The sequence below is a fragment of the Paenibacillus sp. FSL R7-0179 genome, from assembly GCF_038002265.1.
GTDB lineage: Bacteria > Bacillota > Bacilli > Paenibacillales > Paenibacillaceae > Paenibacillus_AQ.
In genome coordinates this window covers 1117402-1142722 of record NZ_JBBOCC010000002.1, presented here as the reverse complement: position 1 = coordinate 1142722, position 25321 = coordinate 1117402, and the positions used below count along the sequence as shown (strand labels likewise).

At 51.3% G+C, this 25321-nt stretch carries 19 protein-coding genes and 1 riboswitch; of the genes, 1 reads left to right on the top strand and 18 read right to left on the bottom strand.

Annotated elements, in window-relative coordinates:
* Positions 1–208: 208 nt before the first annotated feature.
* The 15 genes from MKX63_RS21460 to MKX63_RS21390 form a co-directional block, all read right to left on the bottom strand.
* Positions 209–1165 (bottom strand): 4-hydroxy-3-methylbut-2-enyl diphosphate reductase, encoded by a 957-nt coding sequence (locus tag MKX63_RS21460; protein WP_341023180.1) that lies wholly within the window; start codon positions 1163–1165, stop codon positions 209–211.
* 57 nt (positions 1166–1222) lie between these two features.
* Positions 1223–2674 (bottom strand): sensor histidine kinase, encoded by a 1452-nt coding sequence (locus tag MKX63_RS21455; protein WP_341019910.1) that lies wholly within the window; start codon positions 2672–2674, stop codon positions 1223–1225.
* A 1-nt stretch (position 2675) separates the two neighbouring features.
* Positions 2676–3362, bottom strand: coding sequence for a response regulator transcription factor (locus MKX63_RS21450; RefSeq protein ID WP_036722376.1), 687 nt, complete (start codon positions 3360–3362; stop codon positions 2676–2678).
* A 129-nt stretch (positions 3363–3491) separates the two neighbouring features.
* A complete protein-coding gene (locus MKX63_RS21445) occupies positions 3492–5153 on the bottom strand; it encodes a S1C family serine protease (RefSeq protein WP_341019908.1) in 1662 nt (553 codons plus the stop codon).
* A gap of 263 nt (positions 5154–5416) precedes the next feature.
* Positions 5417–6628 (bottom strand): MFS transporter, encoded by a 1212-nt coding sequence (locus MKX63_RS21440; RefSeq protein WP_341019906.1) that lies wholly within the window; start codon positions 6626–6628, stop codon positions 5417–5419.
* 154 nt (positions 6629–6782) lie between these two features.
* Positions 6783–7778 carry an ROK family protein gene (locus MKX63_RS21435; protein ID WP_341023179.1) on the bottom strand — a complete coding sequence of 332 codons (996 nt, stop codon included), beginning with the start codon at positions 7776–7778 and terminating at the stop codon, positions 6783–6785.
* Positions 7779–7835: 57 nt separating this feature from the next.
* A complete protein-coding gene (locus MKX63_RS21430) occupies positions 7836–8489 on the bottom strand; it encodes a response regulator transcription factor (protein WP_341019905.1) in 654 nt (217 codons plus the stop codon).
* 64 nt (positions 8490–8553) lie between these two features.
* A complete protein-coding gene (locus tag MKX63_RS21425) occupies positions 8554–9621 on the bottom strand; it encodes a sensor histidine kinase (RefSeq protein WP_341019903.1) in 1068 nt (355 codons plus the stop codon).
* Positions 9622–10701: a cell wall-active antibiotics response protein LiaF gene (liaF, locus tag MKX63_RS21420; RefSeq protein ID WP_341019902.1), complete on the bottom strand. Its 1080-nt coding sequence runs from the start codon at positions 10699–10701 to the stop codon at positions 9622–9624.
* Between the two features lie 269 nt (positions 10702–10970).
* A complete protein-coding gene (locus tag MKX63_RS21415; RefSeq protein WP_341019901.1) occupies positions 10971–11117 on the bottom strand; it encodes a hypothetical protein in 147 nt (48 codons plus the stop codon).
* Between the two features lie 133 nt (positions 11118–11250).
* Positions 11251–11955 (bottom strand): 3D domain-containing protein, encoded by a 705-nt coding sequence (locus MKX63_RS21410; protein ID WP_445321851.1) that lies wholly within the window; start codon positions 11953–11955, stop codon positions 11251–11253.
* Between the two features lie 171 nt (positions 11956–12126).
* On the bottom strand, positions 12127–14064 hold the full coding sequence (thrS, locus tag MKX63_RS21405) for a threonine--tRNA ligase (RefSeq protein WP_341019899.1): 1938 nt from the start codon (positions 14062–14064) through the stop codon (positions 12127–12129).
* A 517-nt stretch (positions 14065–14581) separates the two neighbouring features.
* Positions 14582–14755, bottom strand: coding sequence for a toxin-antitoxin system HicB family antitoxin (locus MKX63_RS21400; RefSeq protein WP_036722388.1), 174 nt, complete (start codon positions 14753–14755; stop codon positions 14582–14584).
* Between the two features lie 13 nt (positions 14756–14768).
* Positions 14769–15611, bottom strand: a complete 843-nt coding sequence (locus MKX63_RS21395; RefSeq protein ID WP_341019898.1) for an SPFH domain-containing protein — start codon at positions 15609–15611, stop codon at positions 14769–14771.
* 147 nt (positions 15612–15758) lie between these two features.
* Positions 15759–20150 (bottom strand): bifunctional 2',3'-cyclic-nucleotide 2'-phosphodiesterase/3'-nucleotidase, encoded by a 4392-nt coding sequence (locus tag MKX63_RS21390; protein WP_341019897.1) that lies wholly within the window; start codon positions 20148–20150, stop codon positions 15759–15761.
* A 319-nt stretch (positions 20151–20469) separates the two neighbouring features.
* Here MKX63_RS21390 and MKX63_RS21385 point away from each other — a divergent pair, with 319 nt between their 5' ends.
* Positions 20470–21171 (top strand): HAD family hydrolase, encoded by a 702-nt coding sequence (locus MKX63_RS21385; RefSeq protein ID WP_341019896.1) that lies wholly within the window; start codon positions 20470–20472, stop codon positions 21169–21171.
* Between the two features lie 96 nt (positions 21172–21267).
* On the opposite strand, the gene mqnC is transcribed toward MKX63_RS21385, so the two are convergent.
* From mqnC to metA, 3 genes are all read right to left on the bottom strand, one after another.
* Positions 21268–22404 carry a cyclic dehypoxanthinyl futalosine synthase gene (gene mqnC, locus MKX63_RS21380; protein WP_341019894.1) on the bottom strand — a complete coding sequence of 379 codons (1137 nt, stop codon included), beginning with the start codon at positions 22402–22404 and terminating at the stop codon, positions 21268–21270.
* A 227-nt stretch (positions 22405–22631) separates the two neighbouring features.
* Positions 22632–23798, bottom strand: a complete 1167-nt coding sequence (locus MKX63_RS21375) for an aminotransferase class I/II-fold pyridoxal phosphate-dependent enzyme (RefSeq protein ID WP_341019892.1) — start codon at positions 23796–23798, stop codon at positions 22632–22634.
* Between the two features lie 49 nt (positions 23799–23847).
* Complete coding sequence (metA, locus tag MKX63_RS21370) at positions 23848–24765, bottom strand: homoserine O-acetyltransferase MetA (protein ID WP_341019890.1); 918 nt, start codon at positions 24763–24765, stop codon at positions 23848–23850.
* 116 nt (positions 24766–24881) lie between these two features.
* Positions 24882–25013, bottom strand: a riboswitch (SAM riboswitch).
* Positions 25014–25321 lie beyond the last annotated feature (308 nt).

Sequence of the window (25321 nt, the reverse complement as noted above, 5' to 3'; positions counted from 1 at the left end):
CGACGCGTATACGCTTTTAAGCACTAAAGTAATTTTAGCGCATATTCCCCTCTCAGTCAACCATTATTCCCCTGGCTCCGCGTGAATTCTATGTGGCAGAACGGCGACCTTCTTTTTTCACAAAAAAAAGCAGCACAACCCTCTCAGGCCGCACTGCCGGTTAATCGCTATGAGTACATGGTTAGGGTGTTATTGCTGTTCAGAGCTGTCAGCTGGTGCTCGCTGTCTTATTCTTCACTGGCGGCAGAAGCTTCGCCATATTGACTGTGCGCTTGATCTCCCAGGTCTCCGGCTTCGCTTCGTCATACTGCTCCAGATAATTAATAACTTCCTTGGTGATCGGTGTCGGCGTTGAAGCGCCGGAGGTCACGCCTACCTTGGTAATTCCCTTCAGCCACTCCGTATTCAGCTCGGAGACGTCAGCAATCCGGTGAGCCGGAACTCCGGCGATCTCCTCTGATACCTGCGCCAAACGGTTTGAGTTATTGCTGCGCGGGTCACCGACCACAATAACCAGCTCGCACTGGCCCGCCTGCTCAGCGACAGCTTCCTGCCGTACCTGCGTAGCCATGCAGATCTCATTATGGACCTCAGCGCCAGGGAAAGTCTCCAGCAGCTTGCGCATAATATGCTTGATATCCCACTGGCTCATTGTGGTCTGGTTCGTGATAACAATCCGCGAGGAAGGGATAGAGAGGCCGGCAATTTCCTCTTCCTTCTCGATCAGATGGACATGCTCCGGCGCAATTCCCACCGCACCTTCGGGCTCCGGGTGGCCCTTCTTGCCGATATAGATAATCTCACAGCCTTCGTCTACCTTTTCCTTGATGAGGTCATGCGTCTTGGTCACATCCGGGCAGGTGGCATCAACCGTAGTCAGCCCTTTGGCGCGCGCCATCTTGCGGACCTCGGGCGATACGCCGTGCGCTGTGAAGATGACTGTTCCCTTATCTACTTTATCTAGAATATCCAGACGGTTATGCCCGTCCAGCGTAATGATTCCGTCATCCTCGAAGGAGTTCGTGACATGGCTGTTGTGTACAATCATGCCCAGTATATAAATCGGCCGGGGCAAATCAAGATTCTGCGCAGCCTGCCGTGCCATCACCATAGCATCGACGACGCCATAGCAATACCCCCGGGGAGAGATTTTGATGACTTCCATGAATTCACCGCTTTCTGCTGTCAATGACTGCTGTAATAGGAGCTACTCAATTATACCCTATTCCAGCGGCGGGGCAAAGAGAAGCGGCAGCCAGATCACAAAGGTAGTCCCTTCCCCCTGACGGGTAACCACCTCAACAGAGCCTCCATGCTCCTCGATAATCCATTTGGCAATGGACAGTCCAAGCCCGATGCCTTCCGTGATTCCTCTGGATTCATCTGCGCGGTAGAAGCGGTCGAAGATATGCGGCACCTCATCTTTGTCCATCCCGATTCCCGTATCGGCAATGCGGATTCCCACCTGATTCTGATACAGCAATGCATCCAGCGTAACCTCACCGGCCGGGGTGTATTTGAAAGCATTATCAATGAAAATAAACATCATCTGCTGCAGATAATCTTTGTTGCCCAGGATATACTTACCGTTCAGATGGCCCATCTCACCCACAGACCACTCCGCTTCACGCGTCAGGAACGACGCCCGGCGGGCCACCTCAGTCATCATCGGCTCCAGCGCCACCGGCTCGATCTCGAAGGTCCGGCCGGTATCCGCACGGGCCAGGGAGAGCATATCCGCTACCAAACGGCTCATTCGTGCCGCTTCATCAGCGATATCCTTCACCGATTCAATCGAGAGCTGGCGGACATCCGCCTCGGACATCCGGCTGTCATCCGGCTTCATCTCCCAGACCTTTTGCAGCAGATCGATATTCCCGCGGATGGTTGTAAGCGGTGTCCGCAGCTCATGCGAAGCATCCGAGACGAAGCGGCGCTGTGTTGCATAAGCCTCCTCAAGCCCCGTATAAAAGCCCTCCATCCGCCCAAGCATACTGTTCACCGTCTCGATCAGCCGCCCGATCTCATCCTGCGGACCGTCATATACGATCCGCGAGCTGAGGTCCGTTCCCGTCTGTATCCCGTTCGCAGCTTCAATGACCTTGCCAATCGGACTCATCGCCTTGCGGGCCAGGAAGAGGCCGAAGGTGAAAGCGGCGAGTAGGGTAGCAAAGGAGCCGGCCAGCAGAATATTCTTCAGCCGGTTCAGCAGGGTGACCTGCTCCCCCGTATATACGGCAACCTGAAGGACAGCAGACGCAGGCAGACTGTTGTTGAGCGTTACATCAACCGCCCGCTGATAAATCAGGAAGGGGTTGCCGCCATAGCTGGCGTGCAGAAATCCCTCCTGGCTGTGCAGGGCCTCCTTAGAGGGAACCTGGAATTTCAGTTTGATTTCGGTCATATTCTGGCTTGAAATCAGCCGGTCCAGATCGTAGATGTACATTTGGGCAAACAGACTCTGACCCGCCGGTCCCCCAAGCATCGGCTGAAGGGTTCCGTCCTGAGTCAGGCCCGCCTTCAGCTCTACCTGAAGCGACAGATTCTGGAGCCGGCTTTTCAAATCGCCATACGTATTAATATAGACAAAGCCGTAAATTACGGCCGACAAGACCAGCAGCATAACGGCAAGAATCCCTGAATACCAGGCAGTGAGCCGTAGTCGTATGGACATATTAGTCACCTCTTAGGATGTAACCGGCTCCCCGGATCGTCTGAATCAGCCGCTTGCCGCCATGCTCCTCTGTCTTCTGGCGCAGCATTGCAATATATACCTCCAGGACATTCGATTCCCCGCTGTAATCATAGCCCCAGATCTTATCCATAATGAGATCGCGGGAGAGCACCCGCTTCGGATTCTGCATGAACAGATGCAGCAGCTCGAATTCCTTCGCCGTCAGCTCCAGGCGCCGGCCGGCGCGGGTCACTTCCCGGGAATCCACATCTAGCGTTATATCCTCATAGGTGACCGCCTGATCCGGGCTTCCGCCCTGCTCGCTTTTGCGCCGGAGCAGCGCCCGGACTCTGGCCAGCAGCTCCTCCAGTGCAAAAGGCTTCACCAGATAGTCATCTGCCCCAAGGTCCAGCCCCTTCACCCGGTGCTCGATTTCATCCTTGGCGGTCAGCATCAGCACAGGAACGCTGCTCCCGCCCTCCCGCAGACGGCGGCACACCTCGAACCCGTCCACCTGGGGCATCATAACGTCCAGAATGACCACATCAGGATCACTGTTCAGAACGGCACGCAGCCCGTCTGCCCCGTTGGACGCGGTCTTGACATCATAGCCTTCAAAAGCCAGCCCGCGTCGGAGCATGGAGGTTATTTTCTCATCATCATCAATTATCAGTATATTCGGTCGCATCCGGCAGCCCCCATTGTCTCATTCATATATCTCTATTGTAGCAGATGCACCCGTCTCTCCGCATCCGTACACGAACAGCACAGAGCGGAAGGGTTACCCCTTCCGCTCAGCGCTAACCGCATGATGTGCTTATTGCTTCTGAGTCTGCGCAGTCTCGAAATCATTTTTGTTGCCGATTGTTACCGGCAGATCCAGCTTCTTGCCGTCACGCACGACATTCAGAGTCGCCTTATCGCCTACCTTAAGCGTCTGGATGTAAGTGATCAGATCCTGGCTGGTAGCGTAGCTCTTTCCGTCAATTCCTGTAATGATATCGTAAGGACGCAGATCCGCTGTATAAGCAGGAGATTTGAAGACAATTTCAGCCACTACTGAGCCTTCTTTAATCGTTGTCCCCATTTGCTTGGCAACTTCATCAGTAATCGTCATCAGAGTAGCACCAATGAAAGGTACCGGTTCTTTAGGAATTTCCTGGTTGGCTTCAAGCTTATCTACTACGCCTTTGATGGTATTTACCGGAATCGCAAAGCCGATACCCTGAGCGTCTCTGCTTACTGCAACGTTCATACCGATGACCTGGCCATTCATGTTGAGCAGCGGTCCGCCGGAGTTCCCCGGGTTGATCGAGGCGTCGGTTTGCAGAAGATTTTTGTAGGTTTTTGTACCACTGCCGTCTTCTTCGGCAATATCAATACTGCGGCCTCTGGCACTGAGCACTCCGGTTGTCACTGTATGGTCGAAGCCCTGCGGGTTACCGATCGCCACGACCTCAGAGCCTACCTTGATGCTGTCGGAATCACCAAGCGCCACAGACGGGAAGTCCGAGCCTTCAATCTTCAGTACGGCGAGATCAAGATCCTTGCTGGAACCCAGCAGCTTCGCTTCGTAAGGCTTGGAGGTACCGTCTACGGTAACCTGGATGACATCGGCACCATCTACCACGTGCTGGTTGGTCAGTATATAACCGTTCGAATCATAGATGAAGCCTGTTCCAATACCGTAAGGTGTAAGCTGCGGAGAAGAATTATTCGAGCCTGACTGGGATTCCGAATTATTCGAGCCGGAACCTCCTCCGCCGAATTGATCACCGAAGAAGAACTGTGAGAACGGATCGCTCATATTCGGGCTGCTGCTTCTGTTCCGCGAGTTATTCGATTTCACCAGCGTCTCGATCTTGACGACTGCCGGCCCTACGCCTTCAACTACGCCGGATACATCTCCTGAGCCGGTGACCAGCGCCGCTGCGGAAGTGGAAGGTGTAATATTGGCGTTGCCGCCTGCCGTCTTGCCTGCCGGATTCGTTACAACCGTGGTTGCCTCCTGGCCTCCGGTGAACCAGTTCCCGCGGTCTGCCATGAACATGGAGCCTGATAAGACCACCATTCCGGCGAGAAAAGATACCAGTACTGCCTTCACCGGCTTCTTCGGCTTACGGTTGTACTGCCAGCCGTTGCCTCCCTCCGGAGGATTGCCGCCTCGTCCGCCATTTCCGTCATACCCGGTGGTACGGAGCGATGTGTTATACGGTAAGGACTTCACCGGCTGCGGCGGAGTAACCTCTACCCGCTCCGGTTCGCGGCGGTTATAATGCTGCGGGTCATTACCATTCATCTCATCGTTGTTCATCGATTTGAAAGGTCCGTAAGAGTAGTAGTAGGAGCCGCCTTCTGCGGATGAATTAGTGCTGTTATCAGTATCATTATGATTATTGTCCCATTCACGATCCGGTCCCGGTTCATGATCACGATTGTAGTTGTTCTCACGATTGTAGTTGTTTTTGTTATCGTCCATGTTTACTTTCCTCCCGCGCCTTGCCGTGTCAGGCAAAGTGTTATTTGTTTTGATGTCCTTATTTTGTACTGTAAACCTTAAGGTCACATTAAAAACAATTTAAGCGGAGATAAAAGATACCCGGACGATGATAAATAGTTGATTAATCAAACAGATCTTCTACAGTACGGATAGGCTTCACTTCCATTGGTTCTTGGAATGCTGCCATATGAAAGTAGGCTGCCAGCCAGATGATTGCACACATAAGAATATAAGCCATCCGTTTATTCCCTCCCCAAAGTAGCCCGGCCCAGCAGCCGGTTCACCCGCTCTGCACTGCAGAACATGAAGATCAGGAGCGCAAGCACAGCAAAGGGGAACACGGCAATGCTGGTGCGCACGGATAAAAGCCCGAACAACGGCGGAATTAACGTTGTCCCCGTATAGGCTACCGCCATCTGATATCCGATTAAGCGGGCTGCATTTTCCTTGCCGAACCGGGTCGGCGTCTCATGCAGGAGACCCGGATAAATCGGTGCGAGGCCCAGACCAATCAATATCAGGCCTGAAAGTGAGAGGGCCGGATCGAGCGGGATTACAAGAATAGCTCCACCTATAAGGGTCACCAATTGACCGTAACGGATAAGGAGGCGGTTATGGACCTTTAACGTGATGAAGCCGGTGATCAGCCTGCCAACTGTTATGCCCGCATAGTATACGGAGATCCAAGCCGCTGCCGTATCTGGCGCAACCCCCCTTGCACCCACCAGATAACTGGCGCCCCACAGTCCAACCATCGCTTCTATCCCACAGTACAACAAGAACGTTAACAGCGTAGGCTTAACACCCCTTAAGCGGATAGTACTCTCCTGCGGCTTAAGGTTCACTGCTGACTCATCTGGAAAATTGCCGCTAAGCGCTGCGGGAAGCTGAGGCTCACGCGTGGCAGCAACTCTTTTCCATAGCGGAAGCGTTACTAATAGAATCATCGCGAATCCGAACTGTATGCCGGCAACTACCGCATATCCTCCTCTCCAGGACTGGGCATGTACGAGATTGACTGACATAATCATGGGTCCCAGAGTCGCGCCTACGCCCCAAAAGCAGTGCAGCCAGCTCATATGATGAGCCTTGTAATGTTCAGCCACATAATGATTCAGCGCCGCGTCCACGGCTCCTGCCCCAAGTCCTAGCGGAACGGCCATTACGATGAACCACAACACAGATGGCGACACGGAGAATCCGAACAATGAAGCAGCGGTTAAGAGGCAGCTGATAAAGGTAATTCGTCCTGTCCCCAGGCGCTTCACGATTGTATTGCTGAACAGACTGGACACGATGGTCCCTCCGGCAATAATCATCGAGATGATTCCCGCTGATCCCAGCGATGAACCCATCTCCGGCCAGATCACGGGCCACGCAGCGCCAAGTAAGGAATCGGGAAGTCCCAGACTGATAAAAGCCAGATAAATAATAATCAAAAAATAGGTAGACAAAGATTCTCCTCCTAAAATCACTTAATAAATAAACTTTATAAAGTATATATATTAAGTATGTTCTCTCTCTGATTTTTTGTCAAGGAGCTGTTTTACTTATCCAGAAAACAACAAAAAACCCCTGTAGTTAACAAGGGTTCTTAAGAAGCCCGGTCTAGGCGGGTTCCGGCTCTAACTCCTTCAGGGTCAGCCTGCGCAGACCGTGCTCGAAATCTTCCTGGAAGGTATACTGTAAGACGACCTCTGGATAAACAGGCATGGGATGCTGAAGCTGATAGGCTGTCCAGGCCGCTCCCCAGACTTCCTCTTCCACTCTGTCCTGATAGATGACAATTCTATCCGGGGCCAGAACAGCATTCACCGTCTGCAATATCCTGCAGGTTGCAGCTATGAATGTATCCAGGGTCATCTCCACGCTCCACTCTGGCATATCGGGAAGAAACTTTACCTCTCCTGACATCCCCTGATTTCCTTTTAGAATACTGCCGTTCAAGTAGATCCCCATACCCGGCGGGTAACCGTTCGGAAAGTAGAGACCCAGTAAATATTGCTCTTCGCCTTCACTATGCTTCATACAATATCCGCTGATCGCTGCATTCACATCATTCTCCACCAGAACAGGCAGCCCAAACCGGGTCTCTATCTCTTCAATTAACCGTGAGCCTGTCAGTTCCCGGAGACTGCTGACCTTAATTTCACCATTTACCGCTTGTCCCGGAATACCTAAGCCAATCACCTTGATGGAAGGATACTGGCTTAGTGCCTGTACTATGATTGTATAGAAAAAATCTCTTTCGAAAACCGGGATGATATGCTCATCCTTCATCATAATATCGTCCTTCAAATTGATTACTGCGGCGGAAACCAGGACCTTTCCCGCTTTTTCTGTCACGTACATCACCAGCGCGAGGCTAAAATCGTAATTATAGCGATAGGTCTGTGCGGGTCTGCCCCCGTTGGAAGGCACTACCAAGTCTTCAAACAACTCCCCTAACCCGGACAGTTCCTTAACTAACGAGTTCACAGTTACTACGCTTAGCTTGGTCAGTGCAGCTAGCTGGGGTTTTGTAGCCGTCTCCATACGCTTCATCACCTGACGCACATTATTCAGGTTAATTTCTTTCAACAGATTGGCGTTTGCTATTCGGATAGCCTCCTTATCGGTTCACTATATAAATTGAACTAATGTTTTCATGTTTTGGAGCTGCTATCCCTGTGCCCAGCCCTTGCGGTGGGCATAGATCGCCAGCTGGGTGCGGTCATCCAGCTCGCATTTCATCAGCAGGTTGCTGACATGGGTCTTCACAGTCTTGATGCTGATATGCAGCTCCTCGCCGATATCCTTATTCGTCTTGCCCTCGGCGATCAGCAGCAGCACTTCCTTCTCCCGTTCAGTCAAGCCGGAGGAGTCGCCCTGGACCGTGCGCTGGCGGATACCGCGGGTCAGTGCCTGCGACACATCCCCCGTCATCACGGGCATGCCGCGATACGCGCCTTGCAGCGCATAGATCAGCTCTTCTGCCGAGACGGTCTTAAGCACGTAGCTGACAGCTCCGGCTTCAATCGCATCGACCACCAGATCATCCTCCAGGAAGCTGGTAAGGATGACAATCTTGAGCCCGGGGAATTCAGCCAGGACCGCCCGGGTGGTCTCAGCCCCGTTCATTACCGGCATCATCAGGTCCATCAGCACCAAGTCCGGCAGCGACTCCTGTCCCAGCTCGCGCAGCATCGCCAGCGCTTCATGACCATTGGCTGCTTCTCCGATTACTTCAAACATCGGGTCCAGCATCAGATAGGTTTTGAGGCCCATCCTCACCATATCGTGATCATCTACAAGCAGTACTTTTACGAGACTCATTCCGCACTCCCCCTAATAATATATAAGCATGATACAGCCACAGCTTCCTCACAGCAAGAGCATATCAAGCCTCTTCAGAATCGGCCTCAGTCCCGTCAGCAGCCGACTCCGCGCGGCCTTGGACAAACTTTGGTATATGTACGCGGATCGTCGTTCCCGCTCCCCTGCGGCTGATAATCTCGACCTGGCCGCCGAGCTTCTCGGCACGCTCACGCATAGTTGTGAGCCCGTAGGAGCCTTGCTTGTGCTGCACATGCTCGAAGCCCTGCCCGTCATCGCTGATGCTCAGCACGACCTGGCGCGGCACCTCCCGCAGGGACAGACTGACCACCCGTGCGCCGGCATGCTTCACGATATTCGCCATCGACTCCTGAATAATCAGGAACAGCTGATGCTCAATCGCTTCGGACAGCTCACCCTGCAGCTCGAGCTCCTTCACCCCTTTGAGCCCGTTCTGGCGGCAGTAATCCGGGAACCACTTCTCCAGTGCTTCGAACAGATTACGCCCCTCAAGCTCTACCGGACGCAGCTGTGCGATCAGCGCCCTCATCTGCTTCTGCGCCATCTGGGACATGCTGATCAGCTGATCCATCACCGTCCTGCCGTGCTCGGCGCTGCGTTCAAGCACTTTAGGCAGCGAGGAGGCGGACATGTGAATAGCGAACAGCTGCTGGCTCACCGTATCATGCAGATCCCGGGCCATACGCCTGCGCTCTTCCAGTACCGCGCTCTCCGCTGCCTTTTCCTTCTCAATAACTTCCTGTTCCCCCAGCTGCTGGAGCCGCTTCATCTTCTTCTCGACCGTATCCATCATGATGTTGAACTCATGGTAGACACGTGCGAAGGACTGGTCCTCGCTCTCCGGCATCCGCACCGACATATTCCCCTTAGCCACCTGCAGCATATTCAGATCCAGATGATCGATCCGCCGCTGAATCCGCTGACCGGCGATGTAGCCGATGATCACTGTGAACAGTACAATGCCCAGACACAGGTAGATCCACATCCGGGTATCCACCACCTGAATGTAGCCCAGGCATGTCCCGGCATACATCAGCCCTGCTGTCACCCCGCCGCTAAGCAGGAAATAGACCAGCAGCATCCACTTGGTATTACTGAAGATCATCCCCATTTAACCCACCGTTTTAACTTTAACGTCACCGATGAAGCAGCTGACGTTGATACGGACCTTCTTGCCCGATTCCTTATAATACGGCGTTTTGCACTGCACATTACTCATGAACCCGCTGCGCGACTGCTCAAGCACCTGCATATCACCGATGAACGAGCTGCCGGTCACAGCCACGCCCAGATCCATATCATCTGGAATGTATACCTTGATGTCGCCGACAAAAGCAGAGATATTAATCCTGGTCTCGCCGTAAGGAATCTGCGCATTGGTCAGATCCAGCACTGTATCCCCGATGAACTGCGAAATGTTGGTCCGCTTCAGTTGAAAATGCTCCTTGCCCATATGCACGTCGCCGATAAAAGCCGAGCGGTTCGTTGTATCCTTATCATTCCCGGAATCCTGGAACTCCTCATGCCATTCGCCGTGACGGCGGGCTTGCCGTTCCTGACGCTCCTGGCGTCTGCGCTCCTGGCGCTCCTGCTTCTCCTGCCAGCGTGTATCTGCCGAGGCATGCAGCGGATTACCGCCATCGTCCTCCTCATTCTTATGCAGATAATCGTTCCAGTTCCGCTCTCCGCTGCCAGCCGGCTTGCCGAATTTCTGCTCGAACTGCTGATCGAGCGTGGACTCCAGCGGAGCGGGCGGCGCTGTATCCAGCGGACTCTTGCCGGGTCCAGGCGGGTAGTAGCCGGGCTGTGAAGGCGGTGCCGGAGGTACAGGCGGAGTGTTACGCCGCGGTCTGAAGATGACAGATAATCCGCCGCCGATCAGCATAACCGGAATCAGCATTTTGAAGAAATCGCTTGCCGAATAGTAGAACCAGTCTAAATTCCGTCCCAGGAAAAATACCCCGATGGCCAGATAGATGAATCCGCCGAGTGTTGCCGAGAATCTTGAACGATCCTCATCCGGAGCCAAAAACCGTTGTACGCCCATCACGATCAGAATAACGGGCCAATAGGTGGAGATCAGCGAACTCAGACTGAAATCCGTGTAGCCCATCTGCCGTAGCAGGAACATTCCTCCCAGACCGATGAGGAGCAGGCCGCCGAGTACCCGGCTGGTGAACCTTCGTTTCATAATGTCATCCTCCTTGTCGTAAATACAACTCTTCCTCTTGAACACTTATAGCCTTAGTCTACAGGAAGAATGCCGTAGAGAACAGCGGCGTAAGAAGGAACCATATCTCAGTCTCCAGACCGAGACAGCTGGAATAATAAGTTAAACTATAACCAATTAAAATAACCCCAAAACATCTAAAAAATTCTATTAAAAAAGCTGCCCTCCAGCCCGTAATCCGGACATGGCAGGACAGCTTGTTGCTTCAGGAGCTTACCGGGAACCAAGTATTACTGCTGCGGTTTCTGAGCCGGTTTGGTCAGAGAACTGCTGCTTTGCTTAGTCGCACCGTCATTTTCAACAGCGAATTCTGCATTGTATTTTTCATTTGGTGTTTTGAAATTTTCCTGTACCTTTGGTTTCTTGGAATTAGCCACGAGAATCACCTCCCTATTGTATCGGAAGAAGCAAGTATTTGCCCCAGTCGATATTATGGGAAGCAGGCCGCAGTATTATGCATGCGCTCGTGAAAATAAATTCAAACTCCCGGTTATCCGGCTGAAATATCCCTTAAATAGCTTCTTCCAGCAAATATTGCGGAACCGCATTATAAGTCTGGATAGCATGGCCAAGGCTCTTCAGCATACTTTCCGTGCATTTTCCGTCGCCGCGCTTGATCACTTGAACTACGACCGACTTTTTGCCCCATTCCTTGTAGACCTGCTTGGTGGTGCTGAAGTAGAGATCGATCTTGCGTCCTTTGATTGCCGATCCGGTATCGGCCACAATTCCATATCCGTAACCCGGTATATATAAAATACTTCCCAGCGGCAGCACCTTCGGGTCCGCTGCAATTGTGGATACCGCATTCTTATCCCGCCGTACCTTAACACCTGAATACGTAATCCCATATTCAGGATGCTTCGCTGTCTTGCCTGTGGATTCGTATCCGGCTGTATAGCCGGTCGCCATTACTTTCAGCGAGGTGATAATCTGCTCTGGAGCCGGAGCGGCTACCGGAACCGAGCCGGGGGCCTTAACAGCATTCTTCTTAGGTTTAGCTGCCTGTACCTCTGGCTTAGCAGCCTTGTCTGCGGCATCCGGCTGTACGGCTCTAGAGGAGCCTCCAAGACGGGATGCTGAGCCTGCCTGCTGGCGATCAACGGGTAACTGCTTCTGTATACTGCTTCCATGCTGTCCTGCAGTGTCTTCCATCCCTCTCGCCTGAGCCGATTTGCGCACGTAATCCGGGAAGATCCCGGCAGCGGTCAGCATAAGGACGATCGTGACGAAAAGACACCAAAACCTCTGGTATAAGCCCATTTTGTTCATTAGTTAAACCCTCCCCATAGTACGAGGGTTTCCCGATTCACAAAACTTTATACATGACACCGCGCCATAGCGGTCTCACGAGGCTTATAACAGAGGTTCAGTAAGCAGACTGAATTAGATTACACGTCCGGCAATTTCCTGGGCAAGCGAATCAATGGCTTCCTGCAGCGCCCGGGCACCAATATCCCCTTCACCGCGTTTGCGGATCGACACGCTGCCCGCATTCATCTCGTTCTCGCCGACTACGAACATGTACGGCAGCTTCTCGAGCTGGGCTTCACGGATCTTATAGCCCATCTTCTCATTGCGTAAATCCACTTCCGCACGGATGCCGCTCTTCAGCAGCTTCGCTTCCACTTCCTTCGCATATTCGTCGAAGGCTGACGATACGGGAATAATCTTCACCTGCTGCGGGGACAACCAGAGCGGCAGTGAACCGGCAAAGTTCTCCAGCAGGAAGGCTACGAACCGTTCCATGGTTCCCAGAATCCCGCGGTGCAGGACAACTGGACGGTGCTTTTGGCCGTCGTCGCCGACATATTCCAGCTCAAAGCGCTCCGGCAGCAGGAAGTCAATCTGTACGGTCGAGAGTGTCTCTTCTTTGCCGAGTACAGTCTTAATCTGCACATCGAGCTTCGGACCATAGAAGGCTGCTTCGCCTTCGGCTTCGTAGAACGGAAGGCCGGCTTCTTCGACTACCTCACGCAGCATACGCTGTGCAGTCTCCCACATCTCGTCGTTGGCATAATATTTCTCAGTATCCTTAGGATCACGATAGGATAGGCGGAACCGGTAATCTTCAATCCCGAAGTCGCTGTATACCTGCTTAATCAATTCCAGCACGCGGATGAACTCGCTCTTAATCTGGTCCAGACGGCAGAAGATATGTGAGTCATTCAGCGTCATGGAACGCACGCGGTGCAGACCGGTCAAGGCTCCAGACATTTCATAACGGTGCTGAATCCCAAGCTCAGCAATACGGATCGGCAGATCGCGGTAGCTGTGCATCGAGCTCTTGTAGATCATCATGTGGTGCGGGCAGTTCATCGGGCGCAGCACGAACTCTTCATTATCGATAGTCATCTTAGGGAACATATCTTCCTGATAATGCTCCCAGTGCCCTGAAGTCTTGTACAGCTCTACGTTCCCCAGTACCGGAGTGTAGACATGCTGGTATCCGAGACTTGCTTCCAGATCGACAATATAACGCTCCAGAATACTGCGCAGCTTCGCGCCCTTAGGCAGCCAGATCGGCAGGCCTTGTCCAACTAACTGGTTGAAGGTGAAAATCTCCAGCTCCTTGCCCAGCTTCCGGTGGTCGCGCTTCTTCGCTTCCTCCAGCAGGCGCAGATGCTCATCCAGCTGTGCCTTCTTGATCCAGGCTGTGCCGTACACACGCTGCAGCATCTTATTCTTGCTGTCTCCGCGCCAGTAAGCCCCGGCCACATTCATCAGCTTGAATACCTTGATCTTGGCTGTAGACGGCAAGTGCGGGCCACGGCAAAGGTCGAAGAATTCGCCCTGCTCATAGATGGTAATTACGCTGTCTTCCGGCAGAGCTTCAATCAGCTCCAGCTTGTAAGGATCACCCAGTTCGCCGAAGCGCTCCAGCGCTTCCCCCCGGCTGACCTCATGGCGGACAATCGGCAGATTCTCCGAGACAATACGGTCCATTTCCTTCTCGATCTTCAGCAGATCCTCGGGATTGAGCGGATGCTCCAGATCCATATCATAATAGAAGCCGTCTTCGATCACAGGACCGACTCCAAGCTTCACTTCCTTGGTACCGAACAGACGTCTTACTGCCTGCGCCATCAAGTGAGCTGTACTGTGACGCATCACTTCGAGACCTTCCGGCGAATCAAGCGTTACGATCTCTACCAGATCGCCTTCCTGCAGCGGTGTTGAGAGGTCTACGACAATCCCGTTGAGCTTGCCTGCTGCGGCGTTCTTGCGCAGTCCGCTGCTGATAGAGGCGGCTACATCATCAATGCTGCTGCCGTCTGCGTATTCCCGGACTGATCCGTCCGGAAGCTTAATATTTACTGACATGATTACTTCCTCCTAAGGTTTGTTGGGCTATACTTCCTTGAACTCTTCACACACTCACTTCGCAAGCCTAAGCTTACAAGCGGCTACCACCCATAGCTTCTGCACACAAAAAACACCCGTCCCGCAAAGGGACGAGTGATTGCACCCGTGATTCCACCCAAATTCGATCCATCCTGGCAGCTGCCGCTTATACTTCGGCTTCACTGCAGAATATAATCCTTCGTTAGCATGGGGATAACGGCCATGAACCGGCGGTTCTTACTATCCGTCAAGGTTCCTTAGTATGGAAGCCGTCCGGAGTTCATAACCGCAGCTACAAAGGGGTAAACCAGCAGCCGGTACCGGAGGAAGTTGCAGCCTGAAGCTCCCTCTCTCTGAAACGGTCCAAAGCAAGTGGTCCATATCTTCGTCAACGCTGATAACATGAATTAAGGCAATTATAAATCTCAGCTTATCTTCCGTCAAGCGCAAAACGGCTGTCCCCCTTCAGGCCAGAAGGGCCGCCGTCCGGGGCAGATTATTCTTCTTCCCTGCGTTTTTTAACCGGCAAGCGGCCTGCACGCTTCAAAGACTCACGCAGCAAATATTCAATATGTCCGTTCACGCTGCGAAACTCTTCTCCCGCCCAGCGTTCCAGCGCTTCGTGCAGCTCGGGATCGATCCGCAGCGGAAAGCTTTTTTTGGCCGCCATAATATTACCGCCTTTAGTACAACGAGCCGGCGTTGATTACCGGACTCGCGCCGCGCTCGGACACAATCGCGACCATCAGATTATTGATCATAGCTGCCTTACGCTCTTCGTCCAGTTCAACCACACCGCTCTCCTTAAGCTGACGGATCGCCATATCGACCATGCTGACAGCCCCCTCCACAATGATCTGGCGGGCGGACAGAATGGCCGAAGCCTGCTGGCGCTGCAGCATCGTGCTGGCAATCTCAGTGGAGTAAGCCAGATGGGTCAGCCGGGCTTCAATGACCTCTACACCCGATAGGGACAAGCGTTCCTGCAGCTCTACGGCAAGCTCTTTGGCAATTTCATCAGCATTGGCCCGCAGGGACATGCCGGTCTCATTGAAGTTATCGTAAGGGTACTTACTCGCCACATGACGCAGTGCTGTCTCACTCTGAATTTCCACAAACGCCATATATTTATCTACATCGAACAGCGCTTTGGCGGAATTAATGACCTTGAACACAATCACTGCAGCAATCTCAATCGGATTACCTTCGACATCATTGACCTTCAGCTTCACGCTGTTGAAGTTGCGGACCCGCAGGGATACCGTCTTACGGATGCTGAACGGAATGACCGCGAACAACCCGCTGGAGGCAATCGTACCCACATATTGGCCAAAAAAAGTCACTACCACCGATTTGTTAGGCTGAACCACGGATATACTTGTGCTCAAAATGAACGCCGCTACGAACAGAATAACAGGCAAAGCCACATTTTCCTGAACCGCACCATAAATTCCGCCGCCTATACAAATGGCAATCAGAGCGATGACCCAAAAACCGCTGACCGGATGCAAAATTTTCTCTTTCATAATGCCGCCTCCATTAGATATGTATTTGATATTATTATGATATCATTTTTGGATACAAATGTAAACCACAAGAAGGCCCTTGCTATTTCAGCAAGGGCCTTCCATCTTGTTGATTATCATTTCATGATTGCATGAGTAAACTTCAACTTATGAAGCTTTGTTCTCCAGCATACGGAAGATGATGACCGCAGCCTGAGCACGGTTAGCCATACTCTTCGGTGCGAACTGCTTGGCATCCACTCCGTTGACGATACCCATCTGAGTCAGCTGTGCCACTACCTGCTGGGCGTAAGGGGCAATCTTGGCCTTATCTGTGAATTTGTTCAACGTTGCAGTGTCTACCGGCTGCAGCTGACCTTTGAGGGCATTCGCGATCATAATTGCCATTTCCTCGCGGGTAATCTCACGGCCCGGTTCGAATTTACCGTTGCCGGAGCCTTTTACAAGACCTGCATTCACCGCCGCAGCAATCGTATCGGAGTACCAGACTCCCTGCTTCACATCGCTGAATTTCGCAGGTGAAGCCGTATTGCTCAATTCAAGTGAACGAACCAGCATGGTTACGAATTCTGCGCGGGTTACACTCTTCGTTGGTGCAAAGTTCGTGCCGTCCATCCCTTTGATAATGCCTTTGGCTGCCAATGCATTAATGGCATCTGCGGCCCAGGCTACCTTGCCCAGATCCTTGAAGGCCACAGCAGGTACAGCCGGGCTTGGCGTTGGAGCTGCCGTTGCGGCTGGTGTAGCTGCCGGACTTGGAGTAGCCGAAGGCGAAACCGTTGGCTTAGGTGTTGCAGTTGTAACCGGCCCAGGGTTACCTGGGTTCGGATTAGAACTAGGACTAGGGCTCGGAGTAACCGTTCCAGGGTCTTTCTCCACATTGGTGATCCGGCCTTCAATGGCAGCAGTGATCGCGCCGCCTTTGAATGTGTCGACGATATATTTATAGAATACATCCAGATCAATCGGTCCGGCCAGCGAGGAGCTTGCCTCGGTTAACACCTTATAATTGTCGCCGCCCGCAGCCATGAAGTTATTGACTACAGCCGTGTAGCTCTTCGACATTTCAATAGGTGTTCCATCTGTCTTGGTCAGGTTAGCCACACGCTCTGCAACCGGCAGGTACATGTTGGCTGTATATTTCAGACCTGAGATTTGCAGGGTCTTCGTGTCTGCGGTGCCGTCAGCCTTAACCGCCCATTGCTGCTGCAGCAGAGTCTTGATCTGCTGGCCAGTCAGCGTCAGCTTCACAAGTGTGTTGCCGAATGGCTGAATCTTCGCCAGATCTCCGAACGCTACATTGCCCTTCGGAAGATCCGCACGGATACCGCCCGGGTTCATGAAGGCGAAATCAGCAGGATCTTTCTCGCCCTCTTTGAAAATAGCATGACGCATTGCATCTGCAATCAGGTTACCCAATGCTGATTCCTTAGTGTAGGCATCTGTACGGGTAATGGTACCGTCAGTAGTTCCTACGGGCTGAGTCAGCTCCGGGTGACGTCCGAGATAATAGTCCACCAGAGCTTTGGTTTCTGCATCCGGTGCGATTTTACTCTGAACCGTGTTCGTTACTACTGCCGTCTTATCCTTTACCTTGCCCGTAGGCCCATCAATGATCAGCTTGATGTCTTCAAAAGCCGTTCCGTAAGAGTAAGCCTGAACGATCAGCTTACCGTTCACCATATCATTGGCATAGCCATGATTGTCTCCGGCTACGATAACATCAACCGGGGAATCCGCTGGCAGCGCATTGGCCAGATCCACAGCTTCACCGGTGGATACATTCTTTTTGGTGACTGGATCAACCTTGGTAGTAGCCGGATCATGGGCCAGCACGATGATCGTATTGACGCCCTTGCTCTTCAGCTCGGCCGCATATTTCTCAATCGCCGCGACCTCTTCCTCGGCACTCAGGAATTTCACACCGGCTGTACCGGCTGGCGATACTTTGCTTGGTGTTGCTTTGGTTACCACTCCGATAAAGCCAATCTTCACACCGCCAATTTCTTTTACAACATAAGGGGTGATAATAGGCTTGCCAGTAGTGCTGTCTACTGCGTTGGCATTGATATAATCGAAATCTGCGCCTTTATGGACGACTTTGTCGTTCTTAGGGTCCTTACCGCCATAGATCTGAGCCTTCATAGCCTCGACACCTTGATCAAACTCATGGTTCCCCAGGGTACCGACGTCGAACTTCATGAGGTTCATCCATTCCATCGTAGGCTTGTCGCGTTCCAGCGAAGATACCGGAGCGGATGCGCCCACAGAGTCGCCGTTGTGGAACAGCAGTGAATTCTCATATTTGGCACGTGCTTCTTTCAAATAAGCTGCAAGTGTAGCCGCTGTGCCTACTGCTTCACCGTTCACCACCGAGGTAGTGTCCAGTTGGCCGTGGAAGTCATTAATGCCCAGCAGATGGACTTCAACATCTCCCGTTGGGGTTGGAGCGGATTTTTTCAGATCAAGGTTGTAGATCTCAAAACCTCTTACATCTGTAGTATCCGTAGTTGTAATGTTTGCAGGAGCGACCGCTGCTGCTCTAGGTGAAGACGGGAACGTTACAGTGACATTCCCTTCGATAGGAGCAATCGACCAATTGTTGTCTGCGGTAGGATCAACGGTTCCCGCTTCCTTGATGTAATCCATGAGCACCTGGCGGTTCTCCATCTGGGAATCAATGATCATGTTAGCGCCTTTGACACCCGGGAAGTTCCCCCCGCCGCTGGCACGGTAGTTGTTGGTAACAACCACGAAGTCCTGGTCCAGATTCAGCGGCTTATCGTCATAAGTGATGGAAGTGACCCGGCTGGAGGACTTATCATTGATGCTGCCATCAGGCTTGTACTTCGCATTGCGAGTGACATCAAATGTATATTTGATGCCGTCAATTACATCAAAATTGAACACAGCAAATGCGGAATTTAAAAGCGGCTGAGGCGTGGAGATGGAAGGCTTGATGCGGTTGAACGCTCCTGCACTCATCTCTACCCATTCTTTGACGGTCGAGCCTTTAACAACAATCGCCTTGAGTGTGTTGTCATACAAGTACAAATCGCTTGCACTGGCAATCGTAAGGTTGCCTTTCTTAATGTCAGTATATTCATCCGGGCCGTTACGTCCAGCCTTGAACGGTGCGCCGACGCTCAGGATCGGAAGATCTCTGTAGGCGGCCAGGTTATCGTTCGTATGAATCAAGTTAGATACATACTGCTGCTGGGCATAGGTTACGATCTGGACTGTCGGATCATCCTGCACCATTGCAAAATAGCTGTTCATCGGAGCAGTTGTTTTGCCTAACGGCTGATTCACGTAATCAATCGTAGCTTGATGTGCCGTTCCTGCAAGATCTTCAATAGCGGTGTCAATGGCTGCGCCAGCAATAGAGCGCGTAGAAGCCTTGGAAGCTGTTTTGTCTACTGTCCACTTGCCGCTGCTGTTCTGGGCGATTTTCAGATCGATAAGGCCCAGGTAACCTCCGCCATAGCCCGCTTGAACTGCCGGAGTCCCATTGATATGACCATTGACGTTATCTACCTTAGCTACATCATTATTATAAGGGAGCTTGGTGGACGGATCTTTGAAGGAAGCATCCAGCGCGCTGTCAACGCCGTTCGTCGGGAATACCTTGTGGGTATGCGAGAAAGTAATGGCATCAATGCCCTCAACCTTGCTCAGCAGGTTGATGACATTCTCTGCATTTTCACCGGAGGCAGCCGCATCGAACCCGGAATGCGTCATAGCGACGATAACATCAGCGCCAGCCGTCTTCATTTTAGGAACAAATTCCTTCGCGGTTTCCACAATATCCTTAGCAGTTACCTTGCCCTCCAGATTTACCTTGTCCCACTCCATAATCTGCGGAGTAACCAGACCCAGGAGGCCGACTTTAATGGTAACGGTGTTTCCTTCGCTGTCCTTTACCACTTTATCGATGATTTGATAAGGAGTGAATGTATTTTCACCATTGGACACATTATAAATATTTGCATTGATATAAGGGAATTTTGCACCCGTAGACTCTTTATAGGTTGCACTGCTCACATTGCCTTTAACGGTCCGGTCCAGATAATCCAATCCATAATTGAATTCATGATTACCGAAGGTTGCTGCATCATAACCCATGAGGTTCATAGCTGCGATGATCGGATGAATCTGGTCTTCGCTAGTTTTGAAATCAGACACTTGGGCCATATACGTCCCGAGTGGTGTTCCTTGAATTAAATCGCCATTATCCAGCAAAAGGTTGTATTTCCCCTCTGGATCATTGCGTGCAGCTTTTACTAAGGTTGAAGTACGGTCCAGACCTACAGTTGCGGAGGGGGCACCCTTGAAATAGTCCCATCCATATACGTTCGTATGAACATCAGTGGTGCTCATCAAACGTAAATTAATGGTTCCCGCATTAATCACCGGAGAAGCCTCCGCCTTTCCTGCCGCCAGCACAGGAACATTGAATACTCCGCCCAGCATCTGTGCTGCCAGAACTGTGGTAGCCAATAAAGAAGCTATCGGCTTGTTCCATCTTCTCTCTCCCATAAATCTAATTTCCTCCCTGTGATTGCTATATTATTCTACCACTGTCCGAAAAATTGTATCATAGCCTTCCCTATGAATCTATCAAATTCCATTAACTCTTATAAAGAGTTGTGTAAAATCTCACATTAATTCATCGTTTTTTGTAAAATATAACGATATCATTTTACAATTAAGTGAAGAATTAAGTGAACAAAGCGTAAAAAAGCCTATTCAATTGGTCTCCGCCTGTTGAACAAGTTAAATAGGAAATAAAAACAGATTACTTACTCTTTTATAAATAGATTTTTACAATATCATAGGATTTATAGGGGGAGTTGAAATGACTATACAAAAACCTGTACGTGGTATATTTCTCGACCTTGGCTGGACGATTTTCCGCCCTGCATCAGGTGATTGGAGGATAACATTAAAAGCGTTGGAATACATAAATCCACAAATTCTAGGGTCAATACCACAAGAACAATTGAATACGGCAATTTTAAAAGCAAATGAGCACCTCAAAAATGAAGTTTACAAAACTGAAGATGAGGAGCTTGAAAGGTATACAAATTATTATAAAACACTGGCTGAATGGTTACCTGAAATTCACCTTACTAACGAACACGCTGAAATCATTGCATATGATAGAGTGTACAATGATGCTAATTATGTTTTTTTAGATCATACAAATCAAACCATTGAAGTCCTGAGCGCAAAGTATAGGATTGGAGTTATTTCAGATACCGACCCGTCGGTCAAAAGAGTTCTTAAAAATGCCGGTATGTATAATTATTTTGATAATATGACACTTAGTTTTGAACTTGGAGAAAGCAAACCTAATCCCGGCATGTTCAGCCATGCACTTGATGCGATGCATTTGCCGGCAACTGAAACAGTATTTATCGATGATTATGAACAGAACTTAGAGGGTGCAACAGCACTGGGTATCCAAGCAGTATTAGTCCTGTCAAGACCGAATTCTCAAGCAAGCACAAAATATCTAAACATCAAAAAGCTAGCCGATTTATTATCCTATTTATAAAAATGGAACAAGCATTGCAGTTGAGCAACAAAAATAACGGAGTAAAAACTACAATTTGTAGTTTAACTCCGTTATTTTTGTTTTCTTTATTTCATTCTAATTCTGCATTATGAAATCATTGTCAATCTTCGCGCTGGCATCCTCGAAGGTGCGCAGGATGTCATAACGCGTGTTGCGCTGCGCCGGAATCTTGCCCGCTTCGCGGATGAGCTGGGTGATAGACTCGATGTTGACCTTGTAGGTCGCGCCAGCGGAGGAGACTACGTTCTCCTCGATCATCGTGCTGCCGAAGTCATTGCAGCCGTATTGCAGGGAGAGCTTACCTACTTCAGGACCCATCGTTACCCAGGAGGACTGGAAGTTCTTGATATTGTCCAGCACCAGACGGCTGATGGCTACGGTCTTCAGGTACTCCTCCGGGGTCTGGCGGTCCAGCTTCAGGTTCGTATTATCCGGCTGGAAGGTCCAGGAGATGAACGCCAGGAAGCCTTCAGAATCATATTTGTTCGCAATGCATTCGTCCTGGGCTTCACGGACACGCAGCAGATGCAGCGCCCGTTCTTCCATACTCTCGCCCAAACCAATTACCATCGTGGCTGTTGTATTCATGCCGATACGGTGTGCGGTCTGCATGACGTCCATCCATTCGCGCCAGGAGCCCTTAAGGCGGCTGATCTTGCGGCGGGTACGGTCATCGAGAATCTCTGCGCCGCCGCCGGGCAGGGAATCGAGGCCTGCAGCATGAATCTCACGCATGACCTGTTCCAACGGCAGGCCAGAGACCTCTACCATTTTCATAATTTCTGCAGGTGAGAAGGAATGCATGGTAATCTCCGGGAACCGCTGCTTGATGCCGCGCAGAATATCCGTATAATAGCTGAACGGCAAATTGGGATTCGTACCGCCCTGCATCAGAATCTCGGTTCCATTCACGCTCATGGTCTCCGCAATCTTCTGATAGATGGTCTCATCGGGAAGCACATAACCTTCCTCCGAACCGGGTCTGCGGTAAAAGGCGCAGAATCGGCAATATACATCACATACATTGGTGTAATTAATGTTGCGGCCGATGACGAATGTTGCCACTGGCTCCGGGTGCCAGCGCTTCATAATAATATCTGCGGCAGCGCCCATTTTCTCAATTTCATTGCTCTCGAACAACGTGATCGTGTCTTCCAGTTGAAGACGCTCACCCTTCAGTGCCTTATCCAGTATAAGATCGACTGCACTCACTGTTGACGGCCTCCTCTAAATCTATGAAGTAGTATAGATAAATTTAATTTGAAGTAAATATACTCGTTCTCCCATCGTATCACAATCGGCTGTTCTTGAAAAATGTTTCGCTGCGCAGGACCGGTATTTGACCTTGTCCCAGGCAAAATTAAACAGCAGCGCCCGAAGACACTGCTGCTTGTACGTTCTGCGAATCCCGCATGCCAGGCCAGGTCCGGCATACCGCCTTATTCCAGCTCGCTCCGTGCGGCCTCCAGTGCCTGTCCCAGATCCGCGATCAGATCATCTACATGCTCTATGCCGACTGAGAAGCGCAGCAGCCGGTCATCCACGCCTACAGCATCGCGGATTTCAGCCGGAATATCGGCATGAGTCTGTATCGCCGGATAGGTCATCAGCGATTCAACACCGCCCAGACTCTCGGCGAAGGCGATCAGCTTGATATGGCGGAGCAGCGGCTCCACATAGCCGGCCTCTTTTACCTTGAAGGAGAAGATCCCGGTGTTGCCGGAGGACTGGCGGTTCTGAATAGCATAGCCCGGATGGTCCGGCAGGCCCGGGTGGAAGACCTCGGCAATAGCCGGATGCTCCTGCAGATAACGGGCGATGGCCAGGGCGTTGCTCTCATGCCGCTCCATGCGCAGGGCGAGGGTCTTCATGCCCTTCATCAGCTGGTAGCTGTCATTCGGTGCGAGAACCGCTCCCAGAGAGTTATGCAGAACAGCTATTTCAGCCGACAATTCTGCGCCCTTGGTCACAATCAGCCCCGCCAGCACATCGTTGTGCCCGCCCAGATACTTAGTCGCACTGTGAACCACGATATCTGCTCCAAGCTCTAGCGGACGCTGGAAGAATGGAGTCAGCAGCGTATTATCCACAATCGTAAGCAGCCCGTGATGGCGGGCCCAGGTACATACGGCTTCGACATCCGTAATCATCATCAGCGGGTTGGTCGGCGTCTCAATGAATACGGCTTTCGTGCCCGGCTGGCGGGCCGCCTCCAGTCCATCCAGATCGTTCGTATCTACATAGGAGGCACTGATGCCGTATTTGGAGAGAATCCGTTCCAGCAGCCGGTAGGTTCCGCCGTACAGGTCGAGCGACACAATGAGATGGTCCCCTTGTCCAAACAAGGTGAACACCGTAGTCAGTGCAGCCATACCGGAGGCGCAGGCGAAGCCGGCATCCCCCGATTCCAGGGCCGCTGCCGCTTCTTCGAGAACAGAGCGGGTAGGATTTTTGGTGCGGATGTAGTCAAAGCCCGTGCTTTGCCCAAGTCTAGGGTGACGGAAAGCCGTCGCATGATAAATCGGGTAATTAATGGCCCCGGTGGCGGGGTCCTCCATCGAACCAATCTGTGCCAGTCTGCTCTCAATTCTCAGTTTCTCATCCATCTCCATTGCCTCCTAAATTAATTACTTCTATTAAGAATAAGTCAACCTCTTAGATAAATGCCCCGATATCGTAAGGAGTCTCCTGGTATACATAGTAATTGAGCCAATTAGCGAATAATAAGTTGGCATGGGCACGCCAGACTGCCGGAGGCGTACGCGTCGGATCATCCTTGGGATAATAGTGCTTCGGCAGGGCAACCTCCATCCCCTTGGCGATATCCCGGTCGTACTCCCATTTCAGCGAGAAGGGATCATATTCCGAATGTCCGGTGACAAAAATTTGCTTCCCGTCATGCGTAGCCACCAGGTACACCCCGGCTTCCTCGGATTCTGCCAGAATCTGCAGCTCCGGGTTCTGCTCAATATCTTCGCGGGAGACATCGGTATGGCGGGAATGCGGAACATGGAACACTTCATCGAAGCCGCGCAGCAGCTTGACATTATTATGGCTCAACGTATGCGGAAACACTCCAAAGCATTTGTCCGGCAGACTCACCTTGCGCACGCCGAAGTGATGATACAGCCCTGCCTGCGCCGCCCAACAGATGTGCATGGTCGAGGTAACATTCTGCTTGCTCCACTCAAAAATCACTTTCAGCTCTTCCCAGTAGTTGACATCCTCAAATTCCAGTTGTTCTACGGGAGCGCCCGTTACGATCAGGCCATCGAACCGGCGGTGGCTGATCTCATCAAAGGTTACGTAAAAGCTCTTCAAATGCTCAGCCGAAGTATTCTTCGACGTGTGAGAGCTGGGATGGAGCAGAACAACATCCACCTGAAGCGGGGAATTCCCGATAAGGCGCAGCAGCTGGGTCTCAGTAGTTTCTTTGGTAGGCATCAGATTCAGAATGGCGATCCGCAGGGGACGGATATCCTGATGGAAGGCCTGGCTTTCATCCATTACAAAAATATTCTCACCGGATAACACTTCTTTGGCCGGCAGACTGTCGGGAATTTTGATAGGCATTGCTGTTCACTCCTTAACTGAAATAGGGTTCCACTCGGTGGTTAAACCTGAGGCAGGGTAGCGAAAAAAGACCTTTCCCGGGCGAGAAAGGTCATATCATGCAGTCATATGCGCCTCTCTCATCTGCCAGAGAACTTCCGCCGGACGAATAACGCCCTGCAAAGCTTCCGCAAGAATTAGCACCGTGCGCTCACACGCCGGTTGCCGGGTTTCATCGGGCTAGTCCCTCCACCTGCTCTTGATAAGATTTAGCTGTATTCAGTTGAATAGCCTTAAGCATCCGAAAGATGCTTTTTCTTAAATTTCACTTTAAATCATGAACCTCCTTTTCGTCAAGTCCATACAATGCTGAAGGGGCCTTATGACAGAAAACAATTTCTCTTGTAAGACCCATATCCCGGCGTTATACTAGACAAGTGTTTTAACCAAGTGGAAACGGCTTTGCTGTCCTTTTAAAGGACGGCACCGTTTCAGCGAGAAATATAAAAATTAGTTATGGTGTGAAACCTATAAATTTTTATATTTCAAAATAAACGGCGAAAAGAAGAGGTGAGAG